The organism is Verrucomicrobiota bacterium (assembly GCA_027622555.1).
Classification (GTDB): domain Bacteria; phylum Verrucomicrobiota; class Verrucomicrobiia; order Opitutales; family UBA2995; genus UBA2995.
Genome location: JAQBYJ010000148.1, coordinates 1 through 11027, shown reverse-complemented (window position 1 = coordinate 11027; position 11027 = coordinate 1). Strand labels below are relative to the sequence as shown.

Annotated in this window: 7 protein-coding genes; 2 read left to right on the top strand and 5 right to left on the bottom strand. The window is 48.0% G+C overall.

All coding sequences use genetic code 11. The annotated features are described in order from the left end of the window. Positions 1-123 precede the first annotated feature (123 nt). From O3C43_22680 to O3C43_22665, 4 genes are all read right to left on the bottom strand, one after another. Positions 124-1872 (bottom strand): Na+:solute symporter, encoded by a 1749-nt coding sequence (locus tag O3C43_22680; GenBank protein MDA1069298.1) that lies wholly within the window; start codon positions 1870-1872, stop codon positions 124-126. A 153-nt stretch (positions 1873-2025) separates the two neighbouring features. Next, a complete protein-coding gene (locus O3C43_22675; protein MDA1069297.1) occupies positions 2026-3195 on the bottom strand; it encodes a mandelate racemase/muconate lactonizing enzyme family protein in 1170 nt (389 codons plus the stop codon). Further along, on the bottom strand, positions 3192-4121 hold the full coding sequence (locus O3C43_22670) for a dihydrodipicolinate synthase family protein (GenBank protein ID MDA1069296.1): 930 nt from the start codon (positions 4119-4121) through the stop codon (positions 3192-3194). The genes O3C43_22675 and O3C43_22670 overlap by 4 nt, the downstream gene beginning before the upstream one ends. 182 nt (positions 4122-4303) lie before the next feature. Continuing rightward, the gene (locus O3C43_22665) at positions 4304-4453 is read right to left on the bottom strand and encodes a hypothetical protein (GenBank protein MDA1069295.1); all 150 of its coding nucleotides are present in this window, start codon (positions 4451-4453) and stop codon (positions 4304-4306) included. A gap of 326 nt (positions 4454-4779) precedes the next feature. Between O3C43_22665 and O3C43_22660 the strand changes: the two genes are divergently transcribed. Further along, a complete protein-coding gene (locus O3C43_22660; GenBank protein ID MDA1069294.1) occupies positions 4780-6114 on the top strand; it encodes a PQQ-binding-like beta-propeller repeat protein in 1335 nt (444 codons plus the stop codon). A 64-nt stretch (positions 6115-6178) separates the two neighbouring features. Here O3C43_22660 and O3C43_22655 read toward each other — a convergent pair whose 3' ends face one another. Continuing rightward, the gene (locus O3C43_22655) at positions 6179-8536 is read right to left on the bottom strand and encodes an SLC13 family permease (GenBank protein MDA1069293.1); all 2358 of its coding nucleotides are present in this window, start codon (positions 8534-8536) and stop codon (positions 6179-6181) included. Positions 8537-8818: 282 nt separating this feature from the next. Between O3C43_22655 and O3C43_22650 the strand changes: the two genes are divergently transcribed. Then, positions 8819-10699 carry an ATP-binding cassette domain-containing protein gene (locus O3C43_22650; GenBank protein MDA1069292.1) on the top strand — a complete coding sequence of 627 codons (1881 nt, stop codon included), beginning with the start codon at positions 8819-8821 and terminating at the stop codon, positions 10697-10699. The last annotated feature ends 328 nt before the right edge of the window (positions 10700-11027 follow it).

Here is an 11027-nt window from a genome sequence, read left to right as displayed (position 1 = left end):
TTTCAAGCCTTAATACTGGTTTTCCAAAACTTTATCATGCGCATTTTACGGACAACCAGCGGCTTTTCGAACAGGGTCTAGGTAGAAACATGGGAATGGAGAGGCTTTCGAATTATTTTATAGTCAACCGTTGACCGAAAATGGGACCTGAGATTGCTTGGCCAGTTTATCCGCTCGACGCAAAAATACAGTGAGAACACCTGCTATAGCAAAAAGGACAAAGGCTAGCGTGACGAGGATTCCTGCTTGTTCACGATCGATAAGCGATAATGACGCCATGAGAACGGCAATGACGACCAGAGAAATAGCTACCATTTTTCCAGGTAATGAATCCACCTTGACGGCAGGTTCCTCGTGAAAAGCGCGTTTCGCCTTCTGTGCACGCTCCCATCCAGAGTGTTCGTGTTTACCAAGCAGCTCCAAGAAAATCAGAATTATAAACGGCGTCACTACTCCTACAAGCAGGTCGGCAATTCTCCTGTTTTCCGCGATCCATCCCACCAAAGGTTGAAGAAGATCGACATCCGCCAGGAACCCTCCTTTGGCCAATGCAAATTTAATAATATAGGCCGATACAAAACCGGCAACGGTCGTAAACCAAACCGCTTTCAGACCAATCTTTTTTGAGAATAATCCCCAAACCGAGGGGAGAAACAGCGGGACGTATAACAGCGTGTTGATATCAACTATAAATTTCGTGTAGCCGTATCTTGGAATCAGTAGCGCTCCCATAAGAACGACCAATCCTAGAATAATGGTTATTATACGCCCGACGAATACCAGTTGAGTTTCAGTGGCTGACTTCGCAAACGTGCGATGATAAACCTCGGTAAATGCACCCGCAAACACATTGAGACGAGTCGTTGCCATGCTGGCAGTAGCCGAGGCCATCGCCGCCACCATCAAACCAACCATTCCAGCTGGAAGGACCAACTTACATGCGAGGATATAAGCCTGCTCAGTATCCGCATCAGAATTGATGACGCGGTAAAGCAGTGGAGGCAGCATCCAAAAAATGGGGCTGACCAGATACAATGCAGCAATCAGGTAAGCGGATTTTTTAGCATCCTTTTCGGTCGGCACACAGACCCACCGCTGAACAAATGACCAATCGGCCGCAAAGACAAAAAAGTTAACGATCATCCAGCCCAGTAAAAACCACCAGGAGAAATCAGCCGCAACCGGTGACATGAATCCTTCCGGAGCAGCAGCTCGAAACGTACCCCACCCTCCTACTTCGATAAGAATAAGTGGAACAACAAAGACCACGGAAACCGTAAGTATCACAAACTGCAATACGTCCGTCATTAAGACCGCCCACAGCCCACCTACAAAAGTAATGACTATGACAATAACGCAGAGCGCAATGGAAGTGAGCGGTACCGATAAATGACCGGTTGAGGCATCCGCCAAAAGATGACCCTCGGGCAAAGGCATCAATGCACAAACGATTTTGGACAGCGCATAAACCGCGCCTCCGGTACTGAACAAGGTCAACGAACCTTTAAACCAGGTATAGAATTGAACAATCGAACTGCCGTAACGAAGCTGAAGAAACTCAGAGGCTGAATCCACTCCCGCTTTTCTCCAAACACCAGCAATGAGCCAGCCTACCAATAAAGCTGAGACACCGTAGCAAAGGTTGATAGCAATCGCCACCACTCCATATTTGTAGGCTATGCCACCCCAAATAACAAAGGTACCAGCAGAGAACATCGTCATGAACGCAGAGAGTCCGGAGACCCACCAGGGCGATTGTCCTCCGGCAGCAAACATGTCCTTCGAGTTTTTCATCTTACCCGCAAACACCATTCCCGCCGTAACAATGCCGACGATATAAAGAATAATTACAACATAATCTACTGTTTGCATGTTAGTGGTGTTTTTTTGAGCTGTAGAAGAAGCTGTAGGAGGGGGTTTACCCCCCGATCACATGGTAGTATTTCGAACAATCGGGGGATAAACCCCCTCCTACAATAAATATGCATTACTGGCACCGGTTGAGAAGAAAGATCTTCTGTGAGCTTAAGGATAACTCTCGAGCTTGGAGATGGCGTCTTCAGTTAATTCGACACCAATCCCCGGAGCATCGGTCACGCGATAGACTCCGTTGGAACATTCCAAGCCTTCGGTAATGAGTCCCGTATTTCGATTGAAGATTGAATGTTGAAATTCGTGCCCCATCAGACCTTCCATAGCCAAGCCGGCTTGCAGGCTAGCAGCTAGAAAAATACCTGAACCAATTGTGGCATGTGGCAAAAGAGGAATTCCCCTTGAATGCGCTGCCCTCGCTATCCGGACAAATTCGGTGATACCCGTATGTCCCATCTCCGGCTGAACGATCTGAACCGCATTGGCATTGAAGCGAAGATTCGCGTCAAAGAGCGTTCGCCACTCCTCCCCCACAGCTGTGGGCGTTGCTGTAGAGGCAGCGACCTTGGACAGACCCTGAATGTCTTCTGTAATAATAGGAGCCTCGGCAAACCAAAGGTCGTATGGCTCCATCGCTTTAATTTCTGCAATGGCTCCTTCAGGTGTGTGGGCCCAGTGCATGTCGCAGGAAATTTTCGCATCCGGACCAAGAGCTGCTCTTAGACCGGCCATTTCTTTCACGTTTCCATCATCGGCGACGGTTGCTGCGAATTTGAAACTATTGAATCCCCTAGCCTGCCATTCCAAAGCAAAGGCAACGCGTTCTTCCAAGGTCGGTTTGGGCAATCCGGAGACATAGGCGGGTATAGCGTCATGCAATCGACCTCCCAAAAGTTCAGCAACCGATTTGCCAGCCTCTCTTCCGGCTGCGTCCCAAAGCGCAATGTCCACGGCGGCCAATGCATCCAAATAAAATCCGCCGGAATACCCACGGACACGCATCAGGTCATAGAGAAAATCGTGAATCTCAGAAGCCTCAGCAGGATCACGTCCTATCACAAAATCAGCAAGGAGATCATAGATAATTTCAGTAGTCGCTTTCGGAGCAACCAACCCATAGGTTTCACCCCAGCCAACAGCACCTGACTCCGTCTCCACACGCACCAAAACCGTTCTGTCCTTATCCAGATAAACCGTTTTATTGCCCTTGCGAACAAAGTAACCCTTCTCGTTTTTCTCTTCGCCCTTTCGTAGTGCTCCGAGATAGGGTTCATCCCGCGGAATGGTCAGTATAAACGTTTCGACTTTGGAGACGCGACTCATACGTCCACGGTTTTTAGAGGAGCGATTTCGAAAAGACTTGAGAGGGACTCCAACTGTGCACCCAGTTCCGTTTGGTCAAATTCATCGAAATCCGGCAAAGGAGCGCGAACATGAGAATTGGAAAAGATGCCCCGTCGAGTCAGGACGTATTTTGTAAGGCGCATACGATAGAGCAGTTGAATGATTAGAAGCGGCAAAGTCCTCATGTATAATTCGCGTGCTTCCGATTCATTTCCCGATTGATACGCGTTCCACATTCTTACGTGTAGATCGGTAATCTCCGCAGCCGGCATCGCAGCAATGGCTCCCCGGTTCATTTCATCGATCAGATAACGGGCTCCACCGCCACCAATAACGCCCATCAAATGCTCGGGTGCAGCTGCTTGAATAGCGCTGATTCGCGGACCAGACGGAAGTGCCTCTTCCTTAACGTAGCGAATGGCTGGGCAGGCTGAAACAATCCGGCTCGATTCAGTTGCCTCAAGTCCAGCACCGACGGGAGCTGGTGCGTTTTGCAAAATAATATCCACGCCGGGGGCTTGCTCAATGACCGACTCGATGAAGAACTGAGCACCATCAACGTCTCCTGCAAATTCTTTAGGAATCAACACCATGGCAGCAACCGCACCGAGCTCATGAGCTCGCATGATGTTGCGGCCAATGTGTTCCGGTCCACCATTACCGCCACCGCAAATAATCGGAAGCCGACCGTCTGCAACACGACAAACCACTCCCAGCAATTCCTGCTGCTCATCAGAAGAAAGATGGTCATACTCGCTGGCAACTCCCGGAAAAACCAATGCACTCGCACCCGCGTCAATACAGAATCGGGTCACCTTTTCCATGGCAGAAATATCCACATTGCCATCTTCGTCGAAAGGCGTTGGAAGGACTGGAAGTATACCTTCTAGTTTAGATAAATTCATACTTAAAAATCAGAGGGATTGGGCATTTTGTGAGGGAATAAAAACATAGATTCAACTAACCGTTATTTTTTTTAATTCTTTCTCATTAAATTCTATACCAAGCCCCGGCTTTTCGGGAACAGTGACATAACCTGACTTAAAGTCCAAAGGTTCTTTTAGTAGGACATTTCCTCTGGAACCCGCTATATCCCTTCAAATGTGAGACTATTTTCAAGGGTGATAGAGCTACTCAACGAGTGTTCAGACAGACAAGATGTGCGAAGGTCGACAGTTGACTTACCGAGAACCTGATTGTCTTCACCCATGGTTTTCCAGCCAGGTTCTAGCATCATGAATGAAGTCTGGTGTTTAAACCCGGATCCAATTGTTTTTCACTTCGTTGTCGGTCAAGATCTCTGCACAAAGTGTAGGAGTAAATTTATTCGCAACTCGTACATCAAAAACCTTCAGGTCGCGACTAAAGTTGCTCCTGTTAATATACGCGGATGACTTTTTCTGAGGTAACTTAGCCCATTCACTCGCCGATCGATATTCGTTGAATCCTCTAGCTGCGATTTTGACACTTTTAAAAATCACACCCTCTGAAACCTGGCCTCACATTGTGATCTCGCCATGCGCAGCCAAATGATCAATAAATGGATAAACAGATTCTTTAACTATGAAATACGCAGATCGTTTTCTCACGCTCCTTTGCATCGTTTTTTCTTCCCATGCCATGGGCTCCAATTCCAACTGGCCTCAGTTTCGTGGAGCTGATTCACGCGGCATCGGCTCGGGCAATAATTTGCCTGACACTTGGTCGGCAACTGAAAACGTTGCCTGGAAAACAGACATTCCCGGAAGAGGCTGGTCCTCACCTATCGTTTGGGGAGATAAGGTATTTCTGACCACCGTAATAAATTCAGGAACATCGGAAGAGCCAATGAAAGGACTTTATTTCGGAGGAAACCGTCTGGAAGTTCCGGAGACCGTTCACTCATGGGTTGTTTACTGCTTGGACCTGTATTCAGGAACGATCAATTGGGAACATACCGTCCTTGAAGAGAAGCCTAAAACCGGGATCCATCTCAAAAACAGTTTTGCTTCTGAAACGCCGGTGACTGACGGCGAAAGAGTCTATTTCTACTTCGGCAATGTAGGTTTATTTGTATTCGACATGGACGGAAATCCCAAGTGGTCCAAATCATTCAAACCACAATTTACCAGATACGGCTGGGGCACCGCAGCTTCTCCGATCATCCACAAAGACCGACTCTACATTGTGAATGATAACGAAGAGGACTCATGGTTGCTTGCGCTTAACAAAACAAATGGAAAAGAAATATGGAGGAAAGCGCGCGACCAGGAAAGCAACTGGTCTTCACCCTACGTGTGGGAAAATGATCTTCGAACCGAGATAATCATTCCTTCGACAAAAAGAGTCCGATCCTATGATTTGAACGGTGAGGAACTTTGGTCATTTGAAGGCATGTCCAGCATCACCATCGCGACTCCCTATTCCGCAGATGGGCTGTTATATGTTTCCTCAGGATACGTAGGAAGCCGAAACAAACCCGTCTACGCCATCCGCCCCGGAGCAAGCGGCGACATCTCAGTCGACGAATCAAACACTTCAAATGAGTTTATCGTTTGGTCCGACTGGCACGCTGCACCCTACAATCCATCTACGCTGCTCTACCAGGATCAACTCTATGTTCTTTGGGACCGAGGCATGTTGTCGTCCATGGATCCCAAAACGGGGGCTCTTCATTTCGATAAAGAAAAAATTCCACGCGACAAAAGCGGATTTACATCATCACCCTGGGCCTATGACGGAAAAGTGTTTTGCCTCAGTGAAGACGGAGAAACCTTCGTATTCAAAGCAGGTAAAACGTTCGAACTTCTTCACGTAAATCGCCTTACGGAAGACGATATGTGTATGGCCACTCCGGCGATCGCCAACGATCGTTTACTCATTCGAACATCAGCCGGAATTTACTGCATCAAACGCTAGAAGGCTCAAACGGGGCCGTCGAATTCCATCATTCGAACAAGCTGTCATCCCAGAAAAAAGACAACTATTTCAGGGGCCACATAAACGGCAAGCAGATCATAGAGGTGATGAAAATTATGATCGCCAGAGGAACTCCCATTTTCAGGTAATCGACAAAACGATAACCTCCGGGGCCCATCACAAGCACGTTGGCAGGATGAGAAATCGGACTGGTGAAACTGGCGGATGCAGCCACGGCTATCGCCATCATGGCCGCGTAGGGAGAGATACCCATTTCAACTGAAGACTGAATAGCGATGGGCGACATCAGCACTACTAAAGCAGATGTCGGTATGATCGTCGTGGCCAAGGAAGTTACAATATAAAGTCCTCCAATCACGATCCAGGGACCTTGCCCGCCAATGACGCTCATTAAACCATTTGTCAGGTAGGCAGTTGCTCCCGACGATTGCATGGCTGTACCCAAGGGAAGCATTCCAGCGATTAAAAATACAGCACGCCACTCAATAGCTCGATAAGCGTCTTCCATACGGATACATCTCGTGAGCACCATCAGGGTTGCGCCTGCAATAGCAGTAATAGCAATAGACGTCCCAAATACAATTACCGGTATTATAACCGCCGCCATTATGAGACCGGCAATCAGACGTTTATTGCCACCTTCACCTTTAGTTTCTGGTAAATGACCAAGTAATAAAAAGTTTTTGTCCTGTTGGATTAGCGCCAGTTTCTCGCGCGGGCCCATCAACAGAAGCGCATCTCCATATTCAATACGCATTTTCCCCAAGTCCGCCCGATACACTTCATTCGCTCGCAATACACCCAGGAGTTGCAATCCGTATTGATTCCGCAATTGAATTTCCACTGGGGTCTTTCCGGCGAAACGTGAATTGGGAGCCAACGTGGCTTCAATCAATTCGATATCCTCAGCTTCGAGAATGGCAGCATCAGAACGCTCTGATGTTTCGATCTTCAATTGCTGAAATCCACGCAGCGTATCTAGATTTTCCGGACGACTATGGAGTGTGAGCACATCTCCTGCCTGCAATGGCATTTGAGGGTCGGGCAACAACAATTCGTCCCCTGCCCGCTTGATGGAAATTACATGGATATCGAAAAGCTGACCGAGTCTACTGTCTTCGAGTGCTTTTCCCGCCAACCAGGAACCTTCGGGAATTTCTACCTCGAAAAGTTTTCGGTGAATAGACTTATACCGGTCTAACAGCTCGACCGAAGGTAGTTGAAGATCTTCAAAGGCTGGGTTCGATTCCAACGCATCAATGGCAGCCTGCGATCCCTGCAGGAGCAATCGATCTCCTGGTTGTAAGGTCTGTAACGCCAAATCATCGTCCAGAACTTTTCCTGAATGATAGACCTTCAAAATGTTTAATGAAAACGTACTCCGAAAGCCGGAATCCTTGAGTGTTTTTCCTACAAAATCTGCATGCTCAGAAATTTTGGCTTCTATCATCGGGAACGAGGAGTCCGCATTAAGCTGCTCTGTTTTGGACTGAACCGGAACAAGCTCATGCCAACCCATAAGTTCGTTGAGTCGCTCTGTTTCACCCTGAGTGTAGAGCCGATCGCCCTCCGCCAGTATGGTTTTAGGTCCAGGGGCAAATTGGGTGTCTCCATTGCGTTGCAGCGCAATCACCTGAAGACCAAGATTTCGGCCAAAGTTCGATTCCTGGAGACTTTTCCCAGCAAGCAGTGATCCTTGTTCCAGTTTTATAAAGAACGCCCGTTCCCGGAGTGCGTATTGGTTATCTAATGTGGACCGGTCGACTCCTGAGGATTCACTGCCAGGATCGCGGGAAGGTAAAAAATACCGTGCAGTTAACCCCACAAACAGCGTTCCAACGATCATTACCACTCCACCTAGTGGGGTAAAATCGAATAATTTGAACGGCTCGTAATTGGCCTCACGCAATGCATTACTAATCAGTAAATTGGGCGGAGTTCCAATCATGGTTGTTAGCCCCCCAAGCAATGAACCATAGGCCAAAGGCATCAGCAGTCGCGAGGGCGCCACGCCACGTTTTCGGGCAACTGTAATGACCACTGGTAACATAAAGGCAGCGACGCCAATATTGTTCATGAAGGCAGATAATACCCCTGAGGTGATCATAATTACCAAGATCATTCGGATCTCAGTATTCCCCGCCATCTTCAGGACTTGTTTACCGATCATTCCAGCCACACCAGTCTCTGTAAGTCCGGCACTTAATATAAACATCGCCCAGACCGTAATTACCGCGGCGTTACTAAACCCGGCCAGGGCTTCGTTTGGTGTGACCGAATTTGTTAAAGCCAGAGATACTAACACCAACAAGGCGACTACATCCATACGCACCTTTTCCGTAATAAACAGAACCAAGGATATTAAAAGAATAGCGAGAACAATGGCGATCTCAGTCGTCATAACTGTGGTAGTAAGAAAGTTTGAAATAAGAGTGTACGATTTGAGGCGGCGATAAAGGATTAAGTGCAAAAAGATTGAATTATTTCCTTTTTAACACACTGAGGAAACAACCAAGAGGGATGGAAAACAGGGACACCATAGACAAATGCAGCGGTGCTCGATACCCTAAAAACCCAGGGTTTCCAAACGCAGCTACAATACCAAATCATACCAATATCCACTAAACAATAAAATGAGTTGTAGTGATTCAAAGTATAGGCTCCTCTTTGCCGCTCATTTATTATGCCTTTACTCAGCCTACGAAATACGACCCTGGCCTTTGGTGGCCCACCTATCCTGGATACCGTTCAGATGTCAGTCGAAATGGGCGAACGCGTTTGTATTGTCGGCAGAAATGGTGAGGGCAAATCTACACTACTCAAAATAATCTTGGGGGAGCAGGAACCAGATGCAGGTGAATTTGAAAGACAACCAGGCTTGAAAATTGCCAAACTGGACCAGGATCCTCGTGTTGAAATTCCGGGGACCGTGTTTGATGTAGTCGCCCAGGGCGCTGGTGAATCGGCCCTCTTGATCGCCGAGTACCACCACATAACCATGGAGCTCGGCGGCGAAAACGACGACAAAATCCTGGAACGTATGCACGAAATCGAGCAGGTGCTGCAAGATACCGATGGCTGGGAACTGGAACAGAAGATTGAAAGAATCCTGACTCGGTTGACCCTGAACGGGGATGCGGAGTTCAATACTTTATCCGGCGGAATGAAACGCCGGACCCTCCTGGCGCAAGCCTTGGTCGCAGAGCCGGATCTTCTTTTATTGGATGAACCTACCAATCATATGGACATTGATTCCATACGCTGGCTCGAAGACTTCATGATGAAATATGGGAAATCCATTCTGTTTATTACTCACGACCGGATGTTCCTGAGGAAATTAGCGACGCGGATTATTGAGTTGGACCGTGGCAGATTAACCAGCTGGGATTGCTCCTACGACCTGTTTCTTGAGCGCAAAGCCACCCTACTCCAGGCCGAAGAAAAAGAAAATAAGGTCTTCGACAAAAAACTGTCCAAGGAAGAAGTCTGGATTCGCAAAGGCATTCAAGCCAGACGCACACGGAACGAAGGCCGCGTTCGTGCACTAAAAGACCTAAGGGTCGAGCGCTCACAACGTCGCGAAAGATCGGGTACAGCGAGGCTATCCATGCAAGACGGGGCATCCTCCGGAAGAAAGGTTATCATGGCCGAGGACGTTTCCATGGCCTTCGATGGAAAAACCTACATCAACCCGTTTACTGCCACCATCTGGAGAGGCGACAAGATTGGAATCATTGGTCCCAATGGATCGGGTAAAACAACCCTCCTAAGATTGCTCCTGAAGCAATTAGAGCCCGTCTCTGGAACGGTGGAACACGGTAGTAAATTGGAGATCGCCTATTTCGACCAACACCGCAGCCAGCTCGATCCCCAAAAAACCTTGGTCGAAAACATCTGGGATAAAAGCGACACCCTCACCTTCAACGGTCAACCACTGCATGTAATGTCCTACCTGCAACGCTTTCTGTTCGACCCCAATCGCGCTCAATCTTCCATCGACAAGCTTTCCGGTGGTGAAAGAAACCGCCTCATGTTGGCCAAGCTTTTTGCTCAACCTGCCAATGTCTATGTCCTCGATGAGCCCACCAATGACCTCGACATCGAAACAATGGAGTTGATGGAGGAGATGCTTCTGGAGTTCAACGGAACCATTCTACTGGTTTCTCACGACCGGGAATTTTTAAATAACATTACGACCAGTGTCCTATCGATCGAAAATGGTGATGTGGTAGAATACAACGGCGGCTACGACGACTATTTGCGTCACCAGACCACGGATACTCCGACTCCTAAACCCGCAAAACCAAAATCGAAAGAATCCGCGAAAAAGGCACGAGTAATCTCAGTCAGCGAAAACAAGGAACTTGAAAGTCTTCCAGTCATCATCGAAGCACTCGAGAAAGAACACACCGCATTGATGGAAAACATGGCGCAGCCCGACTATTTCAAAACAAGTGGTTTAACCGCAACCGAAGCAGCGAAAGCGTTAGCCGCATTGGAAGAAAAACAGGAAAAAGCCTTTGCCCGTTGGGAAGAATTAGAAGCCATTCCGAAGAAAAGCTGATCAGGTATTCATGCCTGTCATTTGGAACTGAACGTCGGTGGGTACTTTGGCAGAACTTTTGCTCTAGAGCATATCAACCTTAATCTGTCGCTGAAAATGGTAGGGCGGTTTGTAAAGGCACAAACCACCGTTTCCAATACGGTTCGCTCGGCGATCGAGGCCTACCTAAAATCAGAAATGTGGCGTCTATTTTTAGGTAGGAGCTGCTTTAGCCCGATCCTCCTGGTAATACGATTCGCAGCTAAAGCAGCTTATGTAAGAGACCTGAATTGAAATCAGCTTCCTCAGCCAGTGCAAGGCGAACCTGCAAAGAGGTAGTTGGCCGCAG

Bases quoted from the DNA above. Each gene is read 5' to 3' on its own strand.
- O3C43_22680 (MDA1069298.1), bottom strand. From the start codon at position 1,872: ATGCAAACAGTAGATTATGTTGTAATTATTCTTTATATCGTCGGCATT.
- O3C43_22675 (MDA1069297.1), bottom strand. From the start codon at position 3,195: ATGAGTCGCGTCTCCAAAGTCGAAACGTTTATACTGACCATTCCGCGG.
- O3C43_22670 (MDA1069296.1), bottom strand. From the start codon at position 4,121: ATGAATTTATCTAAACTAGAAGGTATACTTCCAGTCCTTCCAACGCCT.
- O3C43_22665 (MDA1069295.1), bottom strand. From the start codon at position 4,453: ATGATGCTAGAACCTGGCTGGAAAACCATGGGTGAAGACAATCAGGTT.
- O3C43_22660 (MDA1069294.1), top strand. From the start codon at position 4,780: ATGAAATACGCAGATCGTTTTCTCACGCTCCTTTGCATCGTTTTTTCT.
- O3C43_22655 (MDA1069293.1), bottom strand. From the start codon at position 8,536: ATGACGACTGAGATCGCCATTGTTCTCGCTATTCTTTTAATATCCTTG.
- O3C43_22650 (MDA1069292.1), top strand. From the start codon at position 8,819: ATGCCTTTACTCAGCCTACGAAATACGACCCTGGCCTTTGGTGGCCCA.